General features: G+C 53.7%; 25 protein-coding genes and 3 tRNA genes. 18 read left to right on the top strand and 10 right to left on the bottom strand.

Annotation, left to right across the window (positions count from 1 at the left end; translation table 11 throughout):
- From AC06ND_RS07685 to hisIE, 11 genes are all read left to right on the top strand, one after another.
- Positions 1–667, top strand: a 667-nt coding sequence (locus AC06ND_RS07685) for an alpha-isopropylmalate synthase regulatory domain-containing protein (RefSeq protein WP_475678403.1), incomplete at its 5' end; no start/stop codon positions are given.
- A 2-nt stretch (positions 668–669) separates the two neighbouring features.
- Positions 670–1725 (top strand): 3-isopropylmalate dehydrogenase, encoded by a 1056-nt coding sequence (gene leuB / locus AC06ND_RS07680; RefSeq protein WP_475678402.1) that lies wholly within the window; start codon positions 670–672, stop codon positions 1723–1725.
- A 16-nt stretch (positions 1726–1741) separates the two neighbouring features.
- Entirely contained in the window at positions 1742–2779 is a 1038-nt protein-coding gene (locus AC06ND_RS07675) for a branched-chain amino acid aminotransferase (protein WP_475678401.1), read from the top strand.
- Between the two features lie 196 nt (positions 2780–2975).
- A complete protein-coding gene (gene hisG / locus AC06ND_RS07670; RefSeq protein ID WP_475678400.1) occupies positions 2976–3827 on the top strand; it encodes an ATP phosphoribosyltransferase in 852 nt (283 codons plus the stop codon).
- Positions 3828–3837: 10 nt separating this feature from the next.
- A complete protein-coding gene (gene hisD / locus AC06ND_RS07665) occupies positions 3838–5118 on the top strand; it encodes a histidinol dehydrogenase (RefSeq protein WP_475678399.1) in 1281 nt (426 codons plus the stop codon).
- Complete coding sequence (hisC, locus tag AC06ND_RS07660; RefSeq protein WP_475678398.1) at positions 5108–6160, top strand: histidinol-phosphate transaminase; 1053 nt, start codon at positions 5108–5110, stop codon at positions 6158–6160. The genes hisD and hisC overlap by 11 nt, the downstream gene beginning before the upstream one ends.
- Positions 6135–7208 carry a bifunctional histidinol-phosphatase/imidazoleglycerol-phosphate dehydratase HisB gene (gene hisB / locus AC06ND_RS07655; protein WP_475678397.1) on the top strand — a complete coding sequence of 358 codons (1074 nt, stop codon included), beginning with the start codon at positions 6135–6137 and terminating at the stop codon, positions 7206–7208. The genes hisC and hisB overlap by 26 nt, the downstream gene beginning before the upstream one ends.
- Positions 7205–7792 (top strand): imidazole glycerol phosphate synthase subunit HisH, encoded by a 588-nt coding sequence (gene hisH, locus AC06ND_RS07650; RefSeq protein WP_475678396.1) that lies wholly within the window; start codon positions 7205–7207, stop codon positions 7790–7792. The genes hisB and hisH overlap by 4 nt, the downstream gene beginning before the upstream one ends.
- Complete coding sequence (locus AC06ND_RS07645; RefSeq protein ID WP_475678395.1) at positions 7789–8553, top strand: 1-(5-phosphoribosyl)-5-[(5-phosphoribosylamino)methylideneamino]imidazole-4-carboxamide isomerase; 765 nt, start codon at positions 7789–7791, stop codon at positions 8551–8553. The genes hisH and AC06ND_RS07645 overlap by 4 nt, the downstream gene beginning before the upstream one ends.
- Positions 8535–9302, top strand: a complete 768-nt coding sequence (hisF, locus tag AC06ND_RS07640; protein WP_475678394.1) for an imidazole glycerol phosphate synthase subunit HisF — start codon at positions 8535–8537, stop codon at positions 9300–9302. The genes AC06ND_RS07645 and hisF overlap by 19 nt, the downstream gene beginning before the upstream one ends.
- Before the next feature lie 9 nt (positions 9303–9311).
- The gene (gene hisIE, locus AC06ND_RS07635; RefSeq protein ID WP_475678393.1) at positions 9312–9923 is read left to right on the top strand and encodes a bifunctional phosphoribosyl-AMP cyclohydrolase/phosphoribosyl-ATP diphosphatase HisIE; all 612 of its coding nucleotides are present in this window, start codon (positions 9312–9314) and stop codon (positions 9921–9923) included.
- Between the two features lie 76 nt (positions 9924–9999).
- Here the strand turns inward: hisIE and AC06ND_RS07630 are convergent, their stop codons facing one another.
- From AC06ND_RS07630 to AC06ND_RS07620, 3 genes are all read right to left on the bottom strand, one after another.
- Positions 10000–11106, bottom strand: a complete 1107-nt coding sequence (locus AC06ND_RS07630) for an alpha/beta hydrolase (protein WP_475678392.1) — start codon at positions 11104–11106, stop codon at positions 10000–10002.
- A 42-nt stretch (positions 11107–11148) separates the two neighbouring features.
- Positions 11149–12486, bottom strand: coding sequence for a threonine synthase (thrC, locus tag AC06ND_RS07625; protein ID WP_475678391.1), 1338 nt, complete (start codon positions 12484–12486; stop codon positions 11149–11151).
- A 79-nt stretch (positions 12487–12565) separates the two neighbouring features.
- On the bottom strand, positions 12566–13498 hold the full coding sequence (locus AC06ND_RS07620; protein WP_475678390.1) for a homoserine kinase: 933 nt from the start codon (positions 13496–13498) through the stop codon (positions 12566–12568).
- A gap of 319 nt (positions 13499–13817) precedes the next feature.
- Here AC06ND_RS07620 and AC06ND_RS07615 point away from each other — a divergent pair.
- From AC06ND_RS07615 to AC06ND_RS07605, 3 genes are all read left to right on the top strand, one after another.
- Positions 13818–13890, top strand: a tRNA-Lys gene (locus tag AC06ND_RS07615).
- A gap of 33 nt (positions 13891–13923) precedes the next feature.
- Positions 13924–13996: transfer RNA gene (locus tag AC06ND_RS07610), tRNA-Lys, on the top strand.
- 48 nt (positions 13997–14044) lie between these two features.
- Positions 14045–14117, top strand: a tRNA-Lys gene (locus tag AC06ND_RS07605).
- A gap of 314 nt (positions 14118–14431) precedes the next feature.
- Here AC06ND_RS07605 and AC06ND_RS07600 read toward each other — a convergent pair.
- Positions 14432–17164 carry an ATP-binding protein gene (locus AC06ND_RS07600; protein WP_475678389.1) on the bottom strand — a complete coding sequence of 911 codons (2733 nt, stop codon included), beginning with the start codon at positions 17162–17164 and terminating at the stop codon, positions 14432–14434.
- 230 nt (positions 17165–17394) lie between these two features.
- Between AC06ND_RS07600 and AC06ND_RS07595 the strand changes: the two genes are divergently transcribed.
- Genes AC06ND_RS07595 through AC06ND_RS07585 form a run of 3 tightly spaced genes read left to right on the top strand, consistent with a single transcriptional unit; the run spans position 17395 to position 19484 of the window.
- Positions 17395–17838: a hypothetical protein gene (locus AC06ND_RS07595; protein ID WP_475678388.1), complete on the top strand. Its 444-nt coding sequence runs from the start codon at positions 17395–17397 to the stop codon at positions 17836–17838.
- Positions 17839–17853: 15 nt separating this feature from the next.
- Positions 17854–18312 carry a hypothetical protein gene (locus AC06ND_RS07590; RefSeq protein WP_475678387.1) on the top strand — a complete coding sequence of 153 codons (459 nt, stop codon included), beginning with the start codon at positions 17854–17856 and terminating at the stop codon, positions 18310–18312.
- A gap of 35 nt (positions 18313–18347) precedes the next feature.
- Positions 18348–19484 carry a dipeptide epimerase gene (locus AC06ND_RS07585; RefSeq protein WP_475678386.1) on the top strand — a complete coding sequence of 379 codons (1137 nt, stop codon included), beginning with the start codon at positions 18348–18350 and terminating at the stop codon, positions 19482–19484.
- A gap of 19 nt (positions 19485–19503) precedes the next feature.
- Here AC06ND_RS07585 and AC06ND_RS07580 read toward each other — a convergent pair whose 3' ends face one another.
- Positions 19504–20889 carry an aldehyde dehydrogenase gene (locus tag AC06ND_RS07580; RefSeq protein WP_475678385.1) on the bottom strand — a complete coding sequence of 462 codons (1386 nt, stop codon included), beginning with the start codon at positions 20887–20889 and terminating at the stop codon, positions 19504–19506.
- Complete coding sequence (locus AC06ND_RS07575; protein WP_475678384.1) at positions 20889–21695, bottom strand: SDR family oxidoreductase; 807 nt, start codon at positions 21693–21695, stop codon at positions 20889–20891. Before AC06ND_RS07575 ends, AC06ND_RS07580 begins: the two co-directional genes overlap by 1 nt.
- A 281-nt stretch (positions 21696–21976) precedes the next feature.
- On the opposite strand from AC06ND_RS07575, the gene AC06ND_RS07570 reads away from it, so the two are divergent.
- Positions 21977–22174 (top strand): hypothetical protein, encoded by a 198-nt coding sequence (locus AC06ND_RS07570; RefSeq protein WP_475678383.1) that lies wholly within the window; start codon positions 21977–21979, stop codon positions 22172–22174.
- 102 nt (positions 22175–22276) lie between these two features.
- Here AC06ND_RS07570 and AC06ND_RS07565 read toward each other — a convergent pair whose 3' ends face one another.
- The 4 genes from AC06ND_RS07565 to surE form a co-directional block, all read right to left on the bottom strand.
- A complete protein-coding gene (locus AC06ND_RS07565) occupies positions 22277–22972 on the bottom strand; it encodes a YggS family pyridoxal phosphate-dependent enzyme (protein ID WP_475678382.1) in 696 nt (231 codons plus the stop codon).
- Between the two features lie 60 nt (positions 22973–23032).
- Positions 23033–24151: a metallophosphoesterase gene (locus AC06ND_RS07560; protein WP_475678381.1), complete on the bottom strand. Its 1119-nt coding sequence runs from the start codon at positions 24149–24151 to the stop codon at positions 23033–23035.
- 13 nt (positions 24152–24164) lie between these two features.
- Entirely contained in the window at positions 24165–25343 is a 1179-nt protein-coding gene (gene lpxB, locus AC06ND_RS07555) for a lipid-A-disaccharide synthase (protein WP_475678380.1), read from the bottom strand.
- A gap of 1 nt (position 25344) precedes the next feature.
- Positions 25345–25914 (bottom strand): 5'/3'-nucleotidase SurE (gene surE / locus AC06ND_RS07550; protein ID WP_475678379.1); only part of this gene is annotated, 570 nt, incomplete at its 5' end.

Raw genomic sequence — 25914 nt, 5'->3', positions numbered from 1 at the left:
CACCCAGAGCAGCGGCGTTCATGCCGACGGCGACAGGAAGGGCAACCTCTATGTGAACGACCTGCTTCCGGAGAGATTCGGACGTGTCAGGAAGTACGCGCTCGGCAAGACCAGCGGAAAGGCCAACATCGTGGAGAACCTCAAGGCTCTGAACATGACCCTCACCCCCGAGCAGGTCAAGCTCGTGACTGCGAGAGTCGTGGAACTCGGAGACAAGAAGGAGTCCATGAGCGCGGAGGATCTTCCTTTCATCATCGCCGACGTGCTCAAGGAGGCCTCGAAGGAGACTCCGGACAACATCCACATCCTGAACTACAGCCTTCAGCTGACCAGGCTCATGAAGCCTTTCGCCATCGTGAAGGTCAATATCCATGGTACCGAGTACGAGGATTCCGCGGTCGGAGACGGACAGTACGACGCCTTCATGAAGGCTATCTGGAAGATTTACGACCGCCTAGAGAAACCGCATCCCGTCCTTGCCGACTACCAGGTGACTATCCCTCCGGGAGGTAAGACCGACGCGCTCGTTGCGACTACCATCACCTGGGACAGCAATGGCTACCAGTTCAAGACAAGAGGCATCGACTCCGACCAGACGGAGGCCGCCATCAAGGCGACAGTCAAGATGCTCAACATTTTGGAAAACCTTGATATAATACATCAATAGATATGGACATCAGAATCGCAAAGCTTCCGGGTGACGGTATCGGACCCGAAGTCGTTGAACAGGCCGTAAAGGCCATTGATGCCGTGGCTGCGAAGTTCGGCCACAAGGTAACATATACTTTCGGCCTCGTCGGAGCATGTGCAATCGACGCGACCGGTTCTGCATTCCCTGACGAGACCTTCAATACCTGTCTCGAGGCTGATGCAGTCCTCTTCGGAGCAGTGGGTGACCCACGTTTCGACAATGATCCTAAGGCAAAGGTACGTCCGGAGCAGGGTCTTCTCGCAATGCGCAAGAAGCTCGGCCTCTTCGCAAACCTTCGTCCAGTGGAGACCTTCTCCTCACTCGTCGACAAGTCTCCGCTCAAGAAGGAGCTCGTCGAAGGTGCCGACTTCATCTGCATCCGTGAGCTCACCGGCGGTATGTACTTCGGTGAGAAGGGACGTCTCAACAACGGCGACACCGCTTATGATACCAACATCTACCATCGCCATGAGGTAGAGCGCATCCTCCGTCTCGCATACGAGTACGCGGGCAAGCGCCGTAAGCACCTCACAGTGGTCGACAAGGCCAATGTCCTCGAGTCTTCAAGGCTCTGGAGGCAGGTTGCACAGGAGATCGAGGGTGAGTATCCAGACATCACCACCGACTACATGTACGTCGACAACGCAGCGATGAAGCTCATCACCTGGCCTAAGTTCTTCGATGTCCTCGTGACTGAGAACACCTTCGGCGATATCCTCACCGACGAGGCAAGCTGCATCTCAGGCTCAATGGGTCTTCTCGCTTCCGCATCTGTAGGTGAGCACACCGGAGTGTTCGAGCCTATCCACGGCTCATATCCTCAGGCTGCAGGCAAGAACATCGCAAACCCTCTCGCAACCATCCTCTCGGCTGCAATGCTTCTCGAGCACCTCGGTCTCCTCGAGGAGGGCAAGGCCATCAGGAACGCGGTATCCGCAAGCATCGACGCATGCGTCGTGACTGAGGATCTCGCAAACGGCGGAAAGGCATACAGCACCTCAGAGGTAGGTGATTGGGTAGCATCAAGAATCTAATTAAAAAGACAATACTATGGCAGATTTGGATTGGTCAGATCTCTCCTTCAAGTATAGGAAGACCAGCTTCATCATCACAAGCTACTATAAGGACGGTGCATGGTCCGAGCCTGTAGCTTCACACGATTTTGATTTCCATTTCAGCGCATTCGCTGGAGTGTTCCATTACGCAAATGCCTGCTTCGAGGGCCTCAAGGCCTTCAGGGGCGTGGACGGCAAGATCCGTATCTTCCGCCCGGATGAGAACGCCAAGCGTCTTCGCAGGAGCGGCTCATACCTCGACATGGCAGTGCCTACCGAGGAGATGTTCATCGACATGTGCATCAAGTGCGTCGAGGCGAACATCGAGTTCCTCCCTCCTTACGGACACGGTGCTTCTATGTACCTCCGTCCTGTCCTCATCGGATGCAACCCTCAGCTCGGTATCGCATCATCGGATGAGGTTCTCTTCGCTGTCATGTGTGCCCCTGTCGGTACTTACTCCGGCGCGAAGATCCTTACACCTGGCACAGCAGTACTTGCCAGGAACTATGACCGTGCTGCACCTAACGGTACCGGCCAGTTCAAGCTCGCAGCTAACTATGCGACTTCGCTCCATCCATACAACCTTGCCCACAAGCTCGGCTATCGTGAGCTCCTTTTCCTCGATCCTGCCACCAAGACCAAGATCGACGAGTTCGGCTCATCCAACTTCCTTGCAATCAAGGGCAATACCTATGTGACTCCTCTCTCAAACTCTGTGCTTCCATCTATCACCAACAAGACTCTCCAGGCTGTGGCAGAGGACTTCGGCATGACTGTGGAGAAGAGGGCTGTCTACGTTGAGGAGCTTCCGGAATTCGAGGAGATCAATGCCTGCGGCACTGCAGTCGTGATCACTCCTATCTGCAGCATCGACGACAAGCCGGCACTCGAGAGCAACGAGATCACAAAAACCATCCATGTCCCTTCGGGAAGCGAGTGCGGAAAGGTGAGCCGCAAGCTCTACGACCGCATCCGCGGAATCCAGGATGGTCTCGAGGAGGATACTCATAACTGGTGCATAGTTCTCTAATTATTTGTTTTTGCAAATAATCTTTCCTACCTTCGTAGGGTTATGAGAACATTCAACTGCGCATTCCACCACGAGCACCACCATCTCCGCAAGACTTGGTAGGCTTCAGCATGTGCAGTCATAGACAGAATATCATGAGGCTTACCGCAGGGTGAGCCTCATTTTTTTATGCACCGGAAACAAAACAGAGACAATTATGATACGCATTGCAATTCAATCTAAAGGTCGTCTTAACGAAGACACCGTCGGACTTCTCAACTCCATAGGCATCAAGATAGATGACGCCAAGAGGAAGTTCCTTTCTAAGTCGAAGAATTTCCCTATCGAGGTACTCTACATGAGGGATGACGATATTCCTCAGCTCGTGGCTAGCGGCGTCGCTACCCTCGGTATCGTAGGCTACAACGAAGTTGCGGAGAAGAACCTCCCAGTGGAGATCGTCGACCGTCTTGGCTTCAGCAAGTGCAGGATTTCCCTCGCGCTTCCTAAGTCAGTGGAGTATAATGGACTTGAGTGGTTCAACGGTAAGAGGATTGCAACCTCGTATCCGGTAATACTTAAGAAGTTCCTTGCCGAGAAGGGCATCGACGCCAAGGTGGAGGTCATCACCGGTTCGGTGGAGATCGCTCCAGCCGCAGGCATCGCTGACGCCATCTTCGACATCGTATCTTCGGGCAGTACTCTCGTGAGCAACGGACTCGTTGAGGTCGAGACCGTGTTCGAGTCTGAGGCCGTGCTCATCTCCAATGGCAACCTCGACGCAGAGGAGCAGGAAGTCCTCCAGGAAATCCTCTTCAGGATCGAGTCCGAGAAGGTGAGCAAGAATAAGAAATATATCCTCATGAACCTCCCTCAGAGTTCAGTAGAGGAAGCAGTCAAGCTCCTTCCTGCCATGCGCAGCCCAACCGTCATGCCGCTTGCTGCGGAAGGCTGGTGCTCTCTCCACTCGGTAGTGGACGAGAACGACCTTTGGGAGAAGGTACGTGCGCTCAAGGCAATAGGTGCGGAGGGCATACTCGTGCTCGATATTGACAAGATCATACCATAGTAATAATATCATGGAGATATACAGAAATCCCGACAGAAAGGAATGGGCAGGCCTCTGCGCCAGACCATCCGATTTCAATCCTGTCGTAAGGGATAGGGTCGAGAAGATAATCGAACGTGTGAGGACGGAGGGTGATGCAGCCCTTTTCGGCCTTGCAAAGGAGATTGACGGACTCGATATGGAAAGCCTTGCAGTGAGCGAGGCCGAGGTTGCCGAAGCAGCCGCTCTCGTGGCGGAAGATGTAAAGGAGGCTATCAGGAACGCCGCCTGCAACATCACCGCATTCCATGAGGCTCAGTATCCTTCCCAGGTGGAGGTCGAGACTGCGCTCGGAGTCAGGTGCATACAGAGACCGGTTCCTATCAGGAGCGTAGGACTCTATATCCCTGGCGGTACGGCGCCTCTCTTCTCAACCGTGCTCATGCTTGCCATCCCTGCATCCATAGCCGGTTGCAGCGAGGTGGTGCTCTGTACTCCATGTGCCCGAAACGGAAAGGTGGCACCGGCAGTGCTCTATGCAGCATCATACTGCGGCATCAGCAAGATCTACAAGGTCGGTGGTGCGCAGGCGGTCGCAGCAATGGCATACGGTACCGAGTCAGTGCCTAAGGTCGACAAGATCTTCGGACCTGGCAACCAGTACGTGACCACGGCAAAGCAGCTTCTGGGCAACCGCCAGGTGGCAATCGACATGCCTGCCGGCCCTTCTGAGGTCATGGTCATGGCTGATTCTACAGCCAACGCGGCTTTCGTCGCAGCAGATCTCCTCTCGCAGGCGGAGCATGGTGCAGACAGCCAGGTGATGCTCGTGAGCGACAGCGACAAGCTTGCTTCCGAGGTGGAGGCTGAGGTACTTCGTCAGGCCGAGCTCCTGAGTCGCGCGGACTTCGTGGCAAAGTCTCTAGAGAAGAGCCGCTTCGTGGTGCTCGGATCCAGGGACGAGATGGTCGCATTCGCGAACGAATATGCTTCGGAGCACCTTATCATCTCCATGGAGAACCCATGGGAGATTGCCGACAAGATCACTGCTGCCGGCAGCGTGTTCCTTGGGAACTATACACCGGAGAGCGCAGGCGACTACGCATCCGGCACCAACCATACCCTTCCTACCTGCGGATGGGCACGTTCATGCAGCGGAGTGAACCTCGACAGCTTCATGAAGAAGATGACCATACAGGAAATCAGCAGGGAAGGACTGGACGGCCTTGCAAAGACCATCGTCTCGATGGCCGAGGCGGAGGGCCTCCAGGCACATGCAAACGCAGTAAAGCTGAGAACCTATGAAAAGTAAGGAAATCGAAACGCTCGTAAGGGCGAACATACGCAGTCTCTGCCCATATTCTACGGCGAGGGACGAGTACAGCGGACCTATCGGCGTCTTCCTTGACGCAAACGAGAGTCCATATCCTACCGGCTACAACCGTTACCCTGATCCGCACCAGAAGGCTCTCAAGGAGAGAATTTCCCAGATCAAGGGCGCCGCAGTGGAGAACATCTTCATCGGCAACGGTAGCGACGAGGCCATCGACATGGTCTTCCGCGTGTTCTGCGTACCGGGAAAGGATAACGTGGTGGCGATAGCGCCAAGCTACGGAATGTATGCGGTCGCTGCGGACATGAACGACATCGCTGTAAGGCCATTCATGCTCGGCGAGGACTTCAGCCTCGACAATGACGCATTGCTCGCAGCATGTGATGCCAACACCAAGGCCATATTCCTCTGTACTCCGAACAATCCTACAGGAAATGCCTTCTCAAATGCGCAGATCGTGGATCTGCTCGAGAGGTTCAAGGGCATAGTCGTAGTCGACGAGGCTTACATAGACTTCTGCTCTGAGCCTAGTCTCATCGCCAAGATAGGCGAGTACGCGAACCTTGTCGTGCTCCAGACTCTCTCGAAGGCATGGGGAATGGCCGGTCTCAGGGTCGGACTCGCATTCGCGGACGAATATGTGATCAGGCTCATGTCCATGGTCAAATATCCATACAATATCAACCAGCTTGCACAGGAAGCTGCGCTCAAGGCCCTCCAGGAGGATAATTCTGCCAGGGTAAGCGAGATTGTGGCTCAGCGTGCGGTGGTTGCGAAGGCCGTTGCGGCGATGTCCTTCGTCGAGAAGGTGTATCCGAGCGAGGCCAATTTCATCCTTGCGAAGGTTGACGATGCGGACAGAGTGTACAACCATCTGCTCGCCACCGGAATCATCGTGAGGAACCGCAACCGCGTAAAGGGCTGCCAGGGCTGTGTCCGCATCACCGTCGGACTCCCTGAGGAGAATGTGAAACTTCTTGAATCATTGAAACTATATGAAGAAGGCGATATTCGTGGATAGGGACGGCACCATCATCGTGGAACCCCCTGTCACCGAACAGATAGATTCGCTCGAGGTGCTCGAGTTCGTGCCAGGAGCGATCTCCGGCATGAAGGCTCTGATGGGCCTGGGATACGAGATCGTGATGGCAAGCAACCAGGACGGCCTCGGCACTGCATCCTTCCCGGAGGAGACCTTCTGGCCTGCCCATGAGAAGATGCTCAAGACCCTCGAGGGCGAGGATGTGGTATTCGATGACCAGCTTATCGACCGCAGCTTCCCCGAGGACGGACTCGATACCCGTAAGCCGGGAACAGGTATGTTCGGAAAGTATCTTTCAGGTGATTATGACCTCGCCGCAAGCTTCGTCATCGGTGACCGCGAGAGCGACATGCAGCTGGCCCGCAACCTCGGTGCCAAGGGTCTCAAGATAGACTCAGAGGATCCCCCCGAAAGCTGGAAGGCAGTCGTGGAGGCGGTGCGCAGCACTGAGCGCAGCGCAGTCGTGGCACGCAAGACCGGAGAGACCGACATCTATGTCAAGGTGGACCTCGACGGAAAGGGCGAGTCATGCGTGGACAGCGGACTTAAGTTCTTCGACCACATGCTCAACCAGATCGTACATCACGGCGGCGTCTCTCTTGAGCTGCGCTGCAAGGGCGATCTCGAGGTCGACGAGCACCACACCATGGAGGACGTGGGAATCGCTCTCGGTGAAGCTCTCGCCAAGGCCCTCGGCGGAAAGGTCGGAATCGACAGATATGGATTCGTACTTCCTATGGACGAGTGCAGGGCAATCTGTCTGATGGACTTCGGCGGCAGGAGCGAACTCGTGTGGGATGTCGAGTTCACCCGTGAGTACGTGGGTGACGTACCTACGGAGATGTTCAAGCATTTCTTCAAGTCGATGAGCGACGCGATGAAGTGCAACCTCTATGTCCAGGCAAGAGGCGAGAACAACCACCATATCGCGGAGAGCGTGTTCAAGGCCTTCGCGCGTGCGCTTCGCCAGGCTGTGAGGCGCAATGTATTCAGTTATGAACTTCCATCAAGCAAAGGACTGCTATGATAGCAATTGTGGATTATAATACGGGCAATCTCAGGTCCGTCAAGAACGCCCTGGAGAGGCTCGGGTGCGAGTATGTGCTCACTGATGACCCAGCCGTCCTCCTCAAGGCTGACAAGGTGATCATGCCGGGCGTGGGAAATGCGGCGGACGCGATGGCCAACCTCGAGGCAAAGGGCCTCGTGAACGTCATCAAGAGCATACGCCGCCCAGTCCTCGGTATCTGCGTGGGAATGCAGATAATGTGCAGGGACAGCGAGGAGGGCAATGCGAAGTGCCTCGGCATCTTCGATTCCCATGTACGCAGGTTCCCTGAGGATCCTGAGGCGAAGGTTCCGCACATGGGTTGGAACTCGATCAACAATCTCGACGGCAAGCTCTTCAAGGGTATGGCCGGCGGTTGCCATGTGTATTTCGTGCATTCATACTATCCTGAGCTCTGTCCGGATACCATCGCGACTTGCAGACACGGACAGAAGATGTTCAGCGCAGCGCTCAAGTACGAGAACTTCTACGGAACTCAGTTCCATCCGGAGAAGAGCGGTGACGTGGGCGAGCAGATACTCAGAAACTTCATTGCATTATGATAGAAATCATTCCAGCCATAGACATCATCGGCGGACGCTGCGTGCGCCTGACCAAGGGTGACTATGCCAAGACAAAGGTATATGATGCTTCGCCTGTCGACATGGCGAAGGCTTACGCAGACTGCGGAGTGAAGAGAATCCACCTGGTGGACCTCGACGGTGCCAAGGTGTCCGATACGGTGAACCTCAAGACATTGGAGAAGGTCGTCTCAAGCAGTGGTCTCGATGTCGAGTGGGGCGGTGGAATAGCAGACGAAGCCGGCCTCAGGAGGGTGTTCAGCGCAGGTGCCGGCCATGCCATCATCGGCAGCGTCGCAGCGCTTCATCCGGAGCTTTTCGAGCAGTGGCTCCAGACCTTCGGTCCCGACAAGATGGTGCTCGGAGCGGACGTGAGACGCTCTGATACCAAGAGGGACATGTTCAACGAGCCTGTATTCCACATCGCCGTGAAGGGTTGGCAGGAGTCGGTGGAACTCACCATCGAGGATCTTATCGACCGTTTTCTTCCGCTCGGACTTTCGCAGGCCATCGTGACCGACATCTCGCGAGACGGAATGCTCCTCGGTCCTAACTCTCCTCTCTATGTGGGACTTCAGGAGAGGTATCAGGACGTGGATTTCACAGTCAGCGGCGGAATCAGCGCCATGGAAGAGATCAAGGCCCTCGACAAGGCAGGCCTTCGCAAGGTCATCATCGGCAAGGCCATATATGAGAACAGAATCACATTGGACGATATAAGGAGATGGTCGCAAAACGTATAATCCCATGCCTGGACGTCAAGGACGGACAGGTGGTGAAGGGCATCAATTTCCTCGGCCTCAAGGAGGTCGGCGACGCAGTGGACATGGGTGTGAAGTACTCCCGTGACGGTGCGGATGAGCTCGTGTACCTCGATATCAGCGCGACCCATGAGGGACGCCATACCTTCGCGGAGCTCGTAGAGAGAATCGCAGCAGGCATCAACATCCCGTTCACGGTCGGCGGCGGCATCTCGACTCTCGACGATGCGTCACGCCTTCTCGACGCCGGCGCGGACAAGATCTCTGTGAACAGTGCCGCCATCAAGGATCCGACCCTCATCGACAGGATCGCTTCAAAGTACGGCAGCCAGTTCATCGTATGCGCGATCGATGCGAAGTGTATCGACGGTACATGGTTGGCTTCTACCCACGGCGGCCGCAACATGACAGACAAGGAACTCTTCTCTTGGGCCAAGGAGGCGCAGGACAGGGGAGCAGGTGAGATCCTCTTTACTTCTATGGACCATGACGGTACGAAGAACGGATACGCATGTGACGCTTACGCCAAGCTCTCGGATATCCTCACCATCCCTATCATCGCTTCGGGCGGCGCTGGAAACATCGCGCACATCGAGGAAGTGCTCACCAAGGGTCGTGCGGACGCAGCCCTCGCAGCCAGCATCTTCCACTACGGCGAGATTGCGATCCCGGATCTCAAGAGGTCGCTCGCTGATGCCGGAATACCAATGAGATTGACTGAAACCAAATAATTTGACATTATGGAATGCAAGTATAGCTTCAAGGATTTCGAACTTTCCAAGACCGGTGACGGCCTTCTTCCCGTCATCATCCAGGACTCACGCACTCTCAAGGTGCTGATGCTCGGATATATGAATGAGGAGGCCTATGAGAAGACCGTGAGCGAGGGTAAGGTGACATTCTGGTCACGCTCGCGCAATACCCTCTGGACGAAGGGGGAGACCAGCGGTAACTTCCTCACCGTGGTCGAGATGTATCCTGACTGCGACAACGACACTCTCCTGATCAAGGCCATCCCTGACGGCCCTACCTGCCATCGTGGCACCACCAGCTGCTTCGATACTCCTGAGGAGGAGGGATTCATCCGTACCCTCGAGGGCGTGATCCGGAAGCGCCATGAGCAAATGCCGGAGGGATCATACACTACCAAGCTCTTCATCAAGGGCGTAAAGTGCATTTCCAAGAAGGTTGGTGAGGAGACCAGCGAGTCCATCATCGAGGCCGTGGACGGAAACCGTGACCGCTTCATCTATGAAGCTTCGGACCTGATCTATCACTATCTCGTCCTCCTCGAGCAGATGGGTGTCACCATCTCCGACCTTGAGAGGGAACTCTCCTTCAGACATAGGTAGAATATAATTGCAGTACAATAAAAAGGGTGGTCCCGCTCGGGAACCACCCTTTTGTCGTTATGACTGTAGTTGTCGATTACTTGAAGAGGAGCGGAGCCATCGCCTTGAGTGCGCGTCTCCAGGTAAGGAACTCGTGAGCGGTACCCTCAGAGACGAAAGAGGTCGCCTTGATACCGGCTGCGTTGAGGTCCTCGACAGCCTTGATGACGCCGTCAGGATTCTCCTTGCTACCGCAGCTGATGAAGATATGCTTCACCTGCTTAGGGTCCTTGATTGCATCAGGTGTGTATGAGCCACCGCTGAGGAGACCGTAGTAGCCGAAGGTCTCGGTACGACGGAGAGTGATGAGTGAAGTGGTGAAGCCACCCATCGAGAGACCTGCCATAGCGCGATGCCACTTGTCGGTCTTGGTCCTGAAGTTTGCGTCGATGTACGGAATGAGCTCGTCTACGAGCACTGCCTCGAAATCCTTTGCGTCAAACTCGTTGATGTGACCGAACACGATGTCGTTGCACATGCCGTAGGTGTTGACGATGATGAAAGGCTCGACCTCGCCTGCTGCGATCATGTTGTCCATGATGAGGTTCTCGTGACCCTGGTTAGACCATGCGGTCTCATCCTCGCCCCAGCCGTGCTGGAGGTAGAGAACTGGATACCTGGTCTTGTTCTTTGGATCGCCGTAGCCGGCAGGGGTGTATACGAATGCGCGGCGGAGCTGATTGGTGCTCTTTGACCAGAAAAGTACCTGCTGTACGTTTCCGTGAGGGACGTTCTTCTCTGCATAGAAGTCAGCGTCGTGAGCAGGGATCTCGATACCGCTCTCCCAACGGCAAGAACCGTAGTAGTTGTTGGTACCGGGATCGTTGAAGATACCGCCGTCGATAGATACGTGATAGTAGTGGAATCCTTCGTCCATTGGACCAGCTGTGGTTCCTTCCCAGATACCGTCACCCATGTGCTTGAGAGTGGTACCACCCTGGCCACCGAGACCGAGGCTTACCTTAACCTCAGCAGCGCCTGGAGCGTTGATGCGGAAACGTGCGTATCCCTGAGAGTTTACCATAGGATATTCCTGACCCGGCTGATTGAGCTCAGAAGGCTTGAAGTCTTCCTTGATTTCCTGTGCATTGGCAACCATGCAGATAGCGAGGGCTGCCAAAGATGTGAATATTGACTTTTTCATCTACGTTTGGTTATAGTGTTATCTGATAGCAAAGTTATCAAATTATAATTTATCAACGAAGGCTTCCAGCTCTTTTAGACTGTTTTCCATGACGGTGTACTCCTTCGGCTTCTCCATCGCCCTGCTTAGTCCCTCCGGTATCGCGAAGGCAGAGTCGGGAGCCTCGGGACCGAGTGCGTCGCGGAGCACGTCGAGAAACTTTGCGCTATGGGCCGTAGACAGGCGGAAACCGTCCATTTTCGCGTCTTTGGCCGTGTTGTAGGCAACTGCGCTGTGCGGGTCCGATACATAGCCGTAACGCTCGAAAAGCTCCTTCATCCCGGCCTTGATCTGCGCGTCGTCGTATGAGTAACCGGATACGGCCTCGCAGAGCTTGCCGAAGTCCTGTCCGTAGAGATACATCATTCTCTCATAGTTGCTGGGAGCGCCGACATCCATCGCATTCGCCACCGTGCGTACAGATGGACGAGGGGAGTAGACTCCGCTCCTGAGGAACTCTGGCACCACGTCGTTCGCGTTAGCTCCGGCGATGAACCTTCTTACAGGCATGCCCATGAAGTGGGCGAGCATTCCGGCAGTGATGTTTCCGTAGTTGCCGCTTGGAACCACGATGTCCGGCTCGTTCTTTCCGGTTATCCTCTTCCACTGGCACCATCCATAGAAATAGTAGAAGGACTGAGGAATCCAACGGAGAAGGTTGATGGAGTTCGCAGAGGTCACATAGTGGCTCTGGCGGAAATCAGCATCATTGAACACGTCCTTCACGAGGGCCTGGCAGTCGTCGAAATTTCCCTTGACCCTTACGGCATGGATGTTTCCCCCGAGCGTGGTCATCTGACTTTCCTGGAGGTCGCTGACCTTTCCTTCGGGGTAGAGGACCACCACCTGCACTCCAGGGACATTATGGAATCCAGCGGCAACCGCGCTGCCTGTGTCCCCTGAAGTGGCTGTAAGGACTGTGAGCATTTCACTATCTGATGAGCTTCCGTTTTCCTGCGCCTTCGTCTTGGAGAGCAGGCCCAGCATGCCGCCCATGAAGCGTGCACCGAAATCCTTGAATGCGAAGGTCGGCCCATGGAAAAGTTCGAGAGCGTAGTCGTCTTCGCTGATCTTCACGAGAGGACAATCGAAGTCGTATGCCTTCATCACCATAGCTTGGAGATCCTCTTCTGCCACGTCCTCCCCGAAGAAAAGACCGGCGAGGTAGAGAGCCATCTCGGCATAGGATTTTTCTGCAAGTGACTCGACCTTTGACATGTCGACGCTGGGTATGTATTCGGGAATGAAGAGCCCTCCGTCGGGCGCAAGACCCATGAAAGCAGCCTCTTTCAGGCTGTACGGATGCTCTTTTTTGATGTCGCGGGAACTAAAATATTTCATTTTAACAAAAATGTTATCAGTCTGAACGATTTTGTTAAATCGGCTAATTTATAATGATATTAGTTGAGCTATCTCAAGCTTAGATGTTGATACCTGTGAGCTTGCAGCCCTTGTTGGACACCTTGACGACGTAAACTTCGCGTCCGATGCTCCTCTCGTCGAAGTGTTGCCTCATAATGGCTCCTGCCTTCTCCGCCACGGAGACGTTGTCGCAGAGTGCGAAGACGGAAGGACCCGATCCGGAGATGTTCATCGCAAGCGATCCTGCACCTAGAAGCTTCTCCCTGAGCTCGTCGAAACCGGGGATGAATTTCTTTCGGTATGGCTCTGCGACGCTGTCCTTCATCGAGCGTCCGATCAGTCCGATGTTACCGGAATAGAGTCCGGCGATCAGGCCGCCGACGTTTCCCCACTGGCTGATCGCTGCGTGCATAGGGACATCCTTCGGCAGAATCTGACGCGCTTCCTTCGTGTTGACGACGATGTGTGGATGGACTACCGCGCAGTAGAAGTTTCCGGGAACAGGGAGCTTGATTATGTCGAGAGGTTCGTATCCTCTGATGAGCACGATTCCTCCCATCACGGCAGGAGCCGCGTTGTCTGCATGGTAGCCTCCGCTGGCGAGCCTTTCACCTTCCATCGCACAGAGCACGACTTCCTCTTCGGAGAGGGGACAGCCGAAGAGCTCGTTCATTCCGTATGCTGCGGCTGCGGACGATGCTGCGCTGGAGCCGATGCCCGAGCCAGGGTATATCTTCTCGCAGATGGTGACTTCGATCTTTGCCTTGTTGCCAGTCATCTCGAGGAACTTCCTTACGACCGGGGTGATCACGTTCATCTCGATATCCTCCGGCATTGGCACGCCGCTGTTGTTGATTATGCTGAGCCCGTCACCTTCGTCAGCCACGATTTCGATGATGTCACCTACGTCATCAAGTGCTAGTCCCATCACGTCGAATCCACATCCCATGTTGGCGATTGACGCCGGGGCAAATACTCTTACTTTCTTCATTGTCTATATTGTTAAGGTCTCTATCAAAAAAAAGGAGTCTGCCATGATTTCTTGCAGACTCCCTATCAGTATCGTGTTCATCACCTACATACCTACAAAAGCCTGCCAGAAGCCTGACCGGTACCTGTTGTAGTGGTAGTGGTGGTGAATGAATGTCTCATTATCCGTGAACGTTTCCACAATATTAATCAATCGCATTCATAAAAGCAAGCACTTTTGAAAATACTTAAAAAATAAAGCGAATTTCTTTTGCTTTTTCCGAATAATGGACTACCTTTGCATTCCCGTTTGAGAACGAATTCTCGCTGGGATACGGATTGATTCGTTAGCTCAGTAGGTAGAGCACAACACTTTTAATGTTGGGGTCTTGGGTTCGAGCCCCAAACGGATCACATCGAAGCGAAAGCTTCAATAAAGACAAGTTTGCTTCCTTAGCTCAGTTGGTAGAGCACGACACTCTTAATGTTGGGGTCCAGGGTTCGAGCCCCTGAGGGAGCACAAAAGAGACTGAAGCCTTCGGGTGGAGGCCTCGACGACATAAGGACTGCTTCCTTAGCTCAGTTGGTAGAGCACGACACTCTTAATGTTGGGGTCCAGGGTTCGAGCCCCTGAGGGAGCACTGAAAGGCTGAAGCCGGAAAGGCGGATGCCAGTGGCCGAGACGAAAGTCCCGGCCATTTTTTTGTCTTATTCCCCGCGCACATAAAAAATAAACCCCGCGACTCGCGTCGAGGGGGTGTTGTGAAGTAGAATAGTTTTTTATGATTCAAGATTACTTGATCTTGTGGGTGCAAAGTTGCGCCAAAAAAGTTTTTCTCACTATATCTAATAGGACGAATAGTATAACCAATGGGACTTTTTGCAGTGACTATACTATAACAATCAGGACATTTCTTGAAAGAAAAGTCCTGATTGTCAGGTATTAGGCTTTGTTTTATTCTTTTACTGGCGTCTGAGCCTTCCTAGTCTGCGAAGGAGTCTCTCCGTACTCCTGCCTGTAGAGCTTGGAGAAGTAGCTAGGGGAGTCGAGACCGCACTTGAAGACTATCTCTCCGATAGGTAGACTCGTGCTCGTGAGCAGCTTTCTTGCCGATGCCATGCGGGCTTTCCTGATGAAGCTGGTCGTGTCCATCCCTGTCATCATCTTGACCTTCCTGTTGAGCTGACGCTGGCTGATGAAAAGCATCTGGGCGACAAGTTCGGAATTCAGATCCGGCTCCGCCATCTTCGAGTATATGACGGAATTCAGACTGGTGAGGAATTCCTTGTTCTTTTCGGACATCTCGACGCTGTCCTCCTTACCTTCCTTCATCGCTTCGCTGTATTGCTGTCTGAGAAGCGTCTTGGCCTGGAGAGACCTTTCTATCATTATGAAGAGTTCCTCTGCATGGAAAGGCTTGCTGAGGAAGGCATCCGCTCCGGCCTTGTAACCCTCGAGCCTGTCCTCGTCGCTGGACTTGGCACTGATGACTATTACCGGGATATGGTTGATCTCGACCGATGTGCGCAGCTTGCGGCAGAAACTGAGACCGTCCATAACCGGCATCATGAGGTCAGTCACGATGATATCTGGCATGTACTCATGGGCCTTTTCGAGCGCCTCCTGTCCGTTTCGAGCATACATGATGTTGAACCTGTCCTCGAGCAGACTCGCCTCGTAGCGAGCGATGTCGTCATTGTCCTCGACGATGAGTATGGTCGGAGCGTTCTCGTCACGGGTGCCGACGTTTCCGACGACGGATACGGGTACTTGCTGGGTGCCGTCAGGCTGCCATGCGCTGAATATGGAGGTTCCATGCTTGAGAGGGAGGTAGACTATGAATGACGTGCCTTCTCCGACCGTGCTCTCGACCTCTATCCTTCCATCCATTGCCTCGATCATCTGCTTGGACATGTTCAGCCCGACTCCGCTGCCGTGGACACTGCTGGTTATGTCGCCGCGGTAGAATGAGTCGAAGATGTGTGGAAGATCAGATTCCTTTATGCCCAGGCCGTTGTCACGCACCGTTATCTTTGCGTTCTTTCCGTCCTGGTCGAGGATGACATAGACATGACCTCCGCGCTGGGTAAACTTGATCGCATTGGAGATGAGGTTGTCCAGCACCTTCTTCATGTAGTCAGGAACGAAATCGGCAGTCAGGTGCGCTGCGTTGCATACATATTTCACGTCTATCAGGTTCTGGGACCCATAACTGCGCAATGCGTCAACTTCCATGTTAAGTATGAGGTCGAGGTCTCCAGTCCTCCATCTAGGCTCGCCGATGGATGACTGTACCTTTGCGACATCGAGCAGCTGGTTGACGAGCTCGAGCAGATTGTTGCCCTGACAGATCAGGGAGTTGAACTCATTGTTGCTCTTGTCGTCCTTCGCGTACTTCTCCTTGAGCTTGTTGCTCAATCCGAGAATGACCGTGAGGGGAGTGCGGAACTCATGCGTGACATTGGTGAAGAAGGCTTCCCTTGTCTGCTCAAGTTCCTTCATGGCCCTTGCCGAGCGGTTCTTGTACATGACCGCAAGTGCGAGTACGGCAATGGCCGCAAGAGACAGGAGACCGACGAGTATGAAGAATATGACCGTGTAGTGGAGCTTCCTTTTCTGGAGGTCTCTCTCCCTGTTGAGCCTGTTCACCTCGTTTTCTACCTTGTCGCGCTCGAATGCGACCCTGAGGTCCTGCAGCCTTGTTCTCGCAGACTGGCCGTTGAGGCTGTCAGCGGTCTCTTCTGCCAGCTTATAGCAGTCGAGAGCATTGCGCCAGTCACCTCGCTTCTCGTAATACCTCGAGAGCATCTGGAATCCCTTCGCCTTGTGCTCAAGAGAATTGATGCTGTTCGCTACGGCCATACCTTCATTTATATATAGGTATGCCGAGCTCCAGTTGCCTTCATCTATCTCCAGGCCGGCGAGAGCGAAGCACGGTTCGAGCCAGTGCCATGGATCATTCTCCTTGAGTATGTCGTATGCATTGGTGTACTCGTTCCTCGCCCTTTCCTTGCGTCCCTGCTTCTCGGCGATTCGGCCGAAGCTGGTGTGACAGAGGCTGACGCCGAGTATGGAGTTGGCTTTCCTGTTGTGTTCGATGGATCTTTCGTACCACATCATAGCCAGGTCATACAGGCCTTCGTGCTCATAGATTGATGCGATGTTGGATGTGTTGATGGCCTGTCCAAGCTCGCTTTCGAGTATCTCCTCGATTGCAAGAGCCTTGCGGAATACCTGTTCTGCACCCTTGTAGTCCTCGAGCGTGAGCATGATGTTACCCAGTCCGTTGTATGCGTTCGCGCTGTTTTTTCTTGCTTGGAACGAAGTGCTGTCCGAATAGTTCCCATTGATTCGAAGAGCTTCATAATGCCATGAAGATGCCTCCTCGAGCAAACCAAGCCTGCGGTAGTCCGTTCCGACCTGGTTCATCGCAACCACGATGTTGAGGGTGTCCCCCAAGGCTTCGGCGTCGTTGAGTGCCATCTTGTGCTCGTCGACGGCAGCCTCGAACTCCGCGTTGTTGCGGAATTCAGTGCCTGCCCTGAGGTGGGCGGCCATGCTGTTTTCCGTCCTTTCCCTCTCTCCGGGGCTAAGCGTCCTGAACTCTGCCTTCTCACCGCAAGAGCATAGGGAGAGAAGCGCAGAGAAGACGAGGACTCTGAGTATTGCAAGTGTGCTGTGTCTCATTTCAGAAGTCATTTCTGACGCAAATCTAATCATTCCATTAAGATAAATCAATCCAAAAACAGTCTTGAAAAGCATTAACGATTTAACAAAAAGCACAGTTCCGGCCTTCCCGGAATCATACTAACACAATTCGGATTCCGCTTTGTTCCATCGATAAACGCCTTTTTTGCACACCACAAAGAGGCCTCATACCTTTGCAACCGTCGGAACAAGACACCGGCATGACGAAAATGAAGAATCTGTTTATTACCCTCTCAATCATCGCTGCCATTTTCTGCAGCACCCCTTCACACGCACAGAAGATCGTGAAGTCAGACATCGACGTGAACAGCGTCGTTCCAGGCATGACCCTTCGCCCACTCAACAAGTCAGAGCATGCACGTCTTGCAGCAGTCAAGGCTTGCAACATCACAGCATGTACCTCTGCAGTGATCGCAGCAGCAGCCACCGTTGGCGTCGTTGCTTATGACGTAGAGTTCAGGGAGGCTGGCAGCAAGGACTTCCATCAGACCGCAGAGCTCGACAAGGCAACCCGCGACAAGTTCATCGTCGGAGCAGCAGCTTCTGCCGGAGTGTGCGTCCTGAGCGCGATAACAGGTATTTCAATCAAGGCTACGCTTCGCAACAAGACCATTGTAAGAGCGTCAACCGGAGGTTTTGTAATTGAATTCTAAAGCACGCAGACCGTTATGATCAAGAGATTGCTAATTTTGATGGCTGCAGTGCTGGTGACTGCATCCTTCAGCACTGAGTCCTATGCTCAGAAGAAGTTCACCATCCCACAGGGTGCTGACCTCAATCAGCTCATCCCGGGAGCCTATCTCCGTCCAATCGAGAAGAAGGAGAACGCCATACTGACCACTTCCAACGTGATGTCGATAACCAGTGCGGCAGCGGGAGTCGCCGCGGTAGGATGCGCGATGGGCGCTATCATCTACGACATTGAGTACAGGGAGATAGCCGGAGGTCCTGACTGGGCCGGATATGCTCCCAAGGACGCCCAAGCCAGTCAGAACTGCCTCAAGGGAGTCTATACCTGCGCAGGAGTGGCCGTGGCGACGGGAATCACTTCCATTATATGCAAGAGCATGATACGCAGGAAGACAATAGTCAAGACTGCGACGGGAGGCTTCGTCGTCGAATTCTAAATTTTCGTATATTAGCTCTTCAAAGCAACAAAGACATGCAGAGAAGAGACTTTTTCAAGATAGCTGCTGCAGCCGGTGCGACTGCGGCAGCTTCTCGTTTCAGCACATCGTGCATAGCTCCAAACGTGAATAAGCAGGCAGGCGAAGCTCCAAGGATGAAGCTGCGCTTCGAACCTTATGACATCCAGCTCCGTCATACCTTCACCGTAGCGACATACTCCAGGACCACGACTCCAGACGTGCAGGTGGCTATTGAATACGACGGAATCACCGGTTACGGCGAGGCATCGATGCCTCAGTATCTGGGACATACCCAGCAGAGCGTGTGCGAGTTCCTCGCCAAGGTTGATCTCGGACAGTTCGCGGATCCTTTCCAGATGGAGGATATCCTTGCCTATGTGGATTTACTCTCGCCAGGTGACGAGCCGGCAAAGGCAGCCGTTGATATCGCTCTGCACGACCTTGTTGGCAAGCTTATGGGCCAGCCTTGGTACAGGATCTACGGTCTGAATGCGGAAAAGGCACCAAGCACCAGCTTTACCATAGGAATTGACACATCGGATGTGGTGCGCCAGAAGACTGAGGAGTGTCTCGGACTCTACAATGTGCTCAAGGTGAAAGTCGGACTCGATTCGGACAAGGAGATGATCCGGACCATACGCTCGGTGACCGACGTCCCTCTGGTGGTGGATGCCAACCAGGGATGGCAGGACAAGCACAAGGCGGTGGAGATGATCTCATGGCTTGCCGAAAGGGGAGTTCGGATGGTGGAGCAGCCGATGGCTAAGGACAGGCTCGACGACATTGCATGGATTACCGAGCGCAGCCCGATTCCGGTGATCGCGGATGAATCATGCCAGAGGCTCAGGGACGTGTCTTCGCTCAAGGGCATATTCTCCGGAATTAACATCAAGCTCATGAAATGTACCGGTATGTCCGAAGCATGGAAGATGATCAGCTACGCAAGAGCTGAGGGCATGGCCGTGATGCTCGGGTGCATGACCGAAACCTCATGTGCCGTGACAGCTGCCGCACACCTTTCTCCTGCGGTGGATTTCGCAGACCTCGATGGTAATCTGCTCATCTCGAACGACCTTTTCAGGGGAGTGGAGGTAAAAGAAGGGCGACTGGTGTTGCCCAATCGCCCCGGTTTAGGTCTTGAAGTCTTATAAGTCTCTAACTTGGTTTTTCTTACATCAGCATCTTCACGAGCTTGAAGAAAGAGTAAGGCATGTAGCGGAAAGGAAGGTCGATCCATGTCGGATTTGCGACGATCGAACGCCTGTGCGTGAATGCCTCGAAGCTTTCCTTGTCGTGATAGTGTCCCATGCCTGAGTTTCCGACACCTCCGAACGGGATGTTGTCGTTTACGATGTGCATAATCGTGTCATTGATACATCCGCCGCCGGAAGAAGTGCGTGCGATGATGTCCCATCCCTCACTCTCCTTGCCGAAGTAGTAGAATGCGAGAGGCTTCTCCCTGTCGTTGACGAAGCGTACCACCTGGTCTGCGAAGTCTGAGCCGCTGAAGCTGATCACAGGGAATACCGGTCCGAAGATCTCCTCGGTCATGACAGGACTGTCGAGAGCGACATCACCCAGGAGAGTAGGCTCGATGAACCTTTCCTCGGCTATGGTCCTTCCTCCGCAGAGCACCTTGCCATCTGCCAGATATCCGCTGACGCGCTTGAACGCTCCGTCGCTGACCATACGCACATAGTGCCTATCCTCGCGGATGTCCGCACCGTGGAGTTCCTTGACGGCCTTGTCGAATTCGTGTACGAACTGATCCTTTACCGATTCATGGATGAGGATGTAGTCCGGAGCGATGCAGGTCTGCCCGCAGTTGAGGGTCTTGCCCCATGCGATTCTCTTCGCGGCAAGCTTCACGTCAGCATTGCCGGCGATGATGCAAGGGCTCTTTCCTCCGAGCTCGAGAACGAGCGGAACGAGGTTCTCCGCTGCCGCAGCCATCACCTTCTTTGCGAGAGCAGGGCTTCCGGTGAAGAAGATAATGTCGAACTTCTGCTTGAAAAGGTAGCCGTTGACCTCGCGGTTTCCCTGAGTCACGGCGATGTACTCGTCCGAGAAAGTGTCCTCGATCATCCGCTGGATGGCCTCAGATACATGAGGCACATAAGGTGAAGGCTTGAGGACTGCTGTACAGCCTGCGGAGATCGCACCTACGAGCGGATTCAGCAGGAGCTGGACAGGGTAGTTCCACGGCGACACGATCAGAGCTGTGCCGAGCGGCTCCTTCACGATGTAGCTTGATGCCGGAACCATTGTGATAGGGGTCTTCTTCCACTCACGACGTGCCCACTTGCCCACATGGCGAAGGTGGTTCTTGATTTCGGCCTTGACGAGGGCGATCTCGGTGATATATGCCTCCTCGTATGACTTGTGGAGATCGGTCCAGAGAGCGTCAGCTATCTCCTTCTCGTACTTTTCCATCGCTGCAAGGAACTTGGAAAGCTGCTGCTTCCTGAATTTAACGTCCCTTGTGGCGCCGGTGGCGAAGAAGGCTTTCTGCCTGCTCAGGATCTGATCAATCCTTTCTGTGCTTGTATTCTGCATTATTTCCTACCGGTGAAATGGTCCATGGTGTGGTAGATTCCGCAGATGTCTCCGAACACGAAGTCGAATACCTTGGTAGGGAGGAGTCCCTGCCAGAATCTGGTGAAATGGAAGCCGAATGGGATGCCCCTGAAGTCGGTGTTCTTCTCGATGGCCCTGATGATCTTCTTCGAAGTCTTGACTGGGTCGAGGATAGGGAAGAGCCATGAGCTTACGCCGTCGAACATTCCGGTATTGATATAATATGGTGTCACAGTGGTGAAGCGTACCTTGCTCTTTGCCCTGTAGAGTTCGATCCTGACTGAATCGGACCATCCGATGACAGCCCATTTGCTGGCAGCGTAGATGCTCATCTTAGGGTTTGAGAGTGTACCAGCGGCTGATGCGATGTTGCAGATGTGACCATGGTCGCGCGCGATCATGTCAGGAAGCATCGCGTGAGCCACATACATAGGAGCCACAGCGTTGATTGACATGGTGCGGTCGATCTCGGCTACGCTGTTCTTGTCGAAAGTCTTGTTGCTGGTGACCACGCCGGCGCACTGGATGAGAATGTCCACGTTTCCGCACTCTTTCTTCACGAGTTCGTAGGTCTCCTTCACGCAGTCGTAGTTTGCGACGTCTACCTTATAGCCGCATGCCTTGCCGAATGCAGAGTGCGACTTGATGGTTGCTTCTATGTTTGCTTCGTTGATGTCCCAGATTATCACGCGAGATGCGCCCTTCTGGAGAGCCATTTCGCCCATTATCTTTCCGATTCCTGACGCACCTCCGGTGATCAGTACGTTCTGATTGTTGAATTTCATGGTCTAAGGTTTTGTCGTTTGTAAAAATTCGGGTGCAAAAGTATCGAAAACAAAGCGAAAAATGGTGACAAAACTACCCCAATACTAGAATAAATTGCCTTTTTTGTAGAATCTGGTATGGACTTGTGAATATATGAACGGGCGGTTATCAGGCGTGTTGTGAAATGCTGAATCCGAGTTGTAGAATGCGAAATATCTATTTTTTGATATGAATCTGAGGCTCTCTACATTTGCATCAACACACAACAACATCAACACAACAACACTTAGTAGAACGAATCATGGAGCACATCAAGTCTATTTTCGGCGTAGGTTTCCTTTGGTCACATCACAAGCGAATGTATCGCAAGCTCGCGAAGGAATACAGCGTGAGCGCCCGTCTCGTGTACAGGCTTGCTCATGGATTGAGACCTAATTCACAGAAGGAACTTTCGATCATATACGAACTGATAGGTTCAGGCGTCATGATCTGCAACTAAAACGCAAACACACACCTAACAAAGTCTGGGGTAATTATAATTAATTGGTAACTGTTTTTTTGAAATGCCGTTCGAAGTGATTTCGGGCGGCATTTAATATTTCTAGTATACCCTTTCCCCGAATATTGCCGTGCCGATGCGTACCATCGTCGATCCGTATTCCACTGCGATCTTCCAGTCTCCGGACATTCCGATGCTGAGTTCGCTGAACTCAGGAATCTCGCTGAAGAGGTCTTTCAGATAGTCCATGAAGTCCGCTAGACGTGCGAAGTCTGCGCGTATTATCTCCTCGTCGTCAGTGTTCGTCGCCATTCCCATGAGGCCACGGAAGCGTATGTTAGGATAGGGCTCCTTCTTTCCGTCCTGCCTTGCTGCAGCGACGCGGAAAAGGATGTCCAGAATTTCTTCCTCATAGAAGCCCTGCTTGGTTTCTTCCTCTGCGACGTGCATCTCGAGCAATACCTCGATGACCTTGCCGTTTGCCTTTCCCCACTTGTCTATCTCTTCCAGGAGGTGGACGGAGTCCACGGACTGTACGAGGCTGACATAGGGGAGAACCATCTTAAGCTTGTTTGTCTGGAGATGGCCGATGAACTGCCACTCGAGGCCAGGAAGCGGGTTCGCTTCAAGCTCTGCAACCTTCTTCTGTAGCTCCTGCGGACGGCTTTCGGCGAATACGCGCTGGCCGGCCTCATAGGCTTCGACTATGCTTGAGAAGGGGTGGAACTTGGATACGGCCACGAGGGATGTACCCTCGGGGATGTCCTTGAGTATGTTGCTGAGATTCTCCTTGATCATCTTTTAAGTGCTGCGAATACGATACAAAGTTAGCAAATGAACTCTGATAGACAAGAGAGACTAGCGGAGATCGAGTATCGCAATTTCCGATGGAGCGCCCAACCTGAGCTGAGGGCCGGTCGATCCTGTTCCGCAGCTTACATATATGTGGAGCTTGCCTAGGGTGTAGTGACCTCGGTTGTATTCGAAATTGCGGTCGTTGATCCAGATGAGAGGGTAGAACTGACCTCCGTGGGTGTGACCGGAAAGGAAGAGGTCTGCACCCGCTTTTTCCATGTATTTCGCACCGCATGGGACATGGTGCAGTACGACGACCGGAACATTGGTGTCGAGCTCGGGAGCGAGCTTCTCCATCACGCTGCGGACGGTCTCCCTGTCCTTCGAACTCTTCAGTCCCATTCCTCCACCGTCGTTGTTCTCGTCCTCCGGCATATAGTTGAGGCCGACGAGTCTCACCCCGTTGCAGTCGACCACCTCATTCTCGAGAACGCGTACGTTGCCGAGCGAACGGACGATGTCCTTCACCTCTTCGGTGTTGACATATCCGTCATGGTTTCCGTCGACGAAGAAAACCTGTGCCTTGAGCTCTCGGAATGCGGCGATCGTGCTGGCATTTCTTCTGTAGTAGCTGTCGAAGAGATCTCCTGTAATCACCACTATGTCAGGGTTTTCGCGATTTACCTTATCTACGATCTTCTTTACGTGTGAGTAGCCGTGGTTGTGACCCAGGTGCATGTCAGTAAGATGTGCGATCCTGATGCCCTTGCCGGTCTCCTTTTCAGTCTCGATGGAGACGTGCTTGACCCGTGGGGTATAGGCGCTGACTATGCCAGCCGTGCTGAGAACGGTGCAGAGAGCGATGGTGGCAAGGCCGAAGTTCATAGGCTTGAAGTGGACCGCGAGGTTGACGAGGTCCATTATGACCACGCTGAAGACCAGCATGAGCAAGACTCCCATCATGTTCGGACATACGATAGCCGAAAGGTGGCCCATCTTGCTGTCGGTGACAGGGGAGATGAAGCCCATGGTGCCGACGGCTCCCATGATCACGAGCGCTATGAAGAGAAGCATGAACCAGATCGTCTTGCCTCCGAAGGCCCATGCGAACCTGCGTGAAATGTACCAGATGAGCAGCAGTACGAATAGAAGGAATAGGTCGAAAAAAAGTGGTGATCTCATAGGTGGTAGGGATCTATTTCTGGAGTTCTTCTATCATTGCCCTTGCGACGGCTCCCGATGAGCCCTTGCCGCCGAGGGCATCGCGTATCTGCGCATACCCGGCGAGCATCTCGCCTCTGTACGCACTGTCTTCGATGATGTTTCTAATCTCTGCGCAGACCTTCTCCGGGGTGAAGGCTTCCTGGACCAGCTCACGGAAAACCAGCTTGTCTGCGATGAGGTTTCCGAGGGATATGAACTTGATATGGTCGAGGACCCTGAGTACCTTCCTCGCGACGAATGCCGTGAACGGAGTGGTGGACCAGACGACCACCTGAGGAGTACCGATGAGGGCCGCCTCGAGCGATGCCGTGCCGGAGTTGATGATGGCTGCGCGGCTGTGTCTGACTACGCCGTAGGTCTCCCCGAATACGAGATGGACATAGTCTCTATCGCCGATGAATGCACGGTATTCGTCCTCGCTTCTGGATGGTGCTCCCGCGACAAGAAAAACGTATCCTGAGTACTCTGGGAGGGTATGCAGGCGGTCTGCCGCCTCGATTGCGACAGGAAGTGTACGGCTGACTTCAGCCTTCCTGGATCCTGCGAGTATCGCTATCGAAGGCTTGTCTTCAAGCCCGTTCCTCTCGAGGAATGATGCACGGCTCTCAGCCATGGCAGGGGAGTTGTCGACTGCGTCGAGCAGAGGGTTGCCGCGGTATGTGAATGGTATGTTCCTGGACTCGAAATACGGAATCTCGAAAGGGAATACGATGAAGAGGCGGTCGACGTAGCTGCGCAGCTTGCGGTTTCGTCCTTCCCTCGACGCCCATGTCTTTGGCGCGATATAGTAGAACACCTTGATCCCGGCCTTGTGTGCGAACTTTGCGATCTTCATGTTGAAGCCGGGATAGTCGATGAGGATCACCGCGTCCGGCTTCCATGCGAGTATGTCCTCCTTGCAGGAGCGTAGGTTCGCGAGCAGCCTGCCAGCCTTTGCCATCACGTCGGTTATGCCCATCACCGCACCCTCGCGGTAGTGGTGCACGAGCCCTCCTCCGTCTGGGGAGGCATTGTCCTTGTAGACCCTGTCCATGAAGTCTCCGCCCCAGAACCTTATCTGTGCTGAGCTGTCCTCCTGATATAGGCCTTTCATCAGGTTGCTTCCATGGAGGTCTCCGGAAGCCTCGCCGGCGATGATGTAGTATCTCATTCTAAAAATCTATGTCGAAACCCATTTCGTGGAGCCTGTCGCCTTCTGCCCAGTCGGTGTTGTCGATATTGTGTGCGACTATGCTTATGTACCCCTGTTCCATCAGCAGGTGGTCAGCGTCCTTCGGATTGTCGGTACCGTCGACATATTCTCCTATCATCACCCATGTGCTCCGGTCCATGTCTCCGCTGATCTTCTTGAACTCGCGGACCCACTTTCCGTTGCCCATCCTCGCGACCCTCACACCCTTGACCTTGTCGGCAGGAATTGCAGGGAAGTTGACATTGTAATAGATGCCTTTTCTCCGGGGCAGCTCCGACATTATCTTCTCGAATACGAGAGGGAGGTACTTCTCGACCGAAGAGAAATCGGCCTCGGGATCGAGCGAGTCGATGGAAAATCCTATTGACGGAATGCCGTGGAGTGCGCCTTCCTGCGCCGCGCCAAGGGTTGCAGAATAGCAGGAAGCGGTGGATGCGTTGGAACCATGGTTTATGCCCGAGACGACCAGGTCGAAGCTCTTGTCATCCTGGAGCATGTTCAGCGCAAACTTCGCACATGAGGTGGGGTA

Source organism: Candidatus Cryptobacteroides sp. (genome assembly GCF_056207615.1).
Note: the sequence above shows the minus strand (reverse complement) of the source record. Positions and strands in the feature narration are given on the sequence as shown.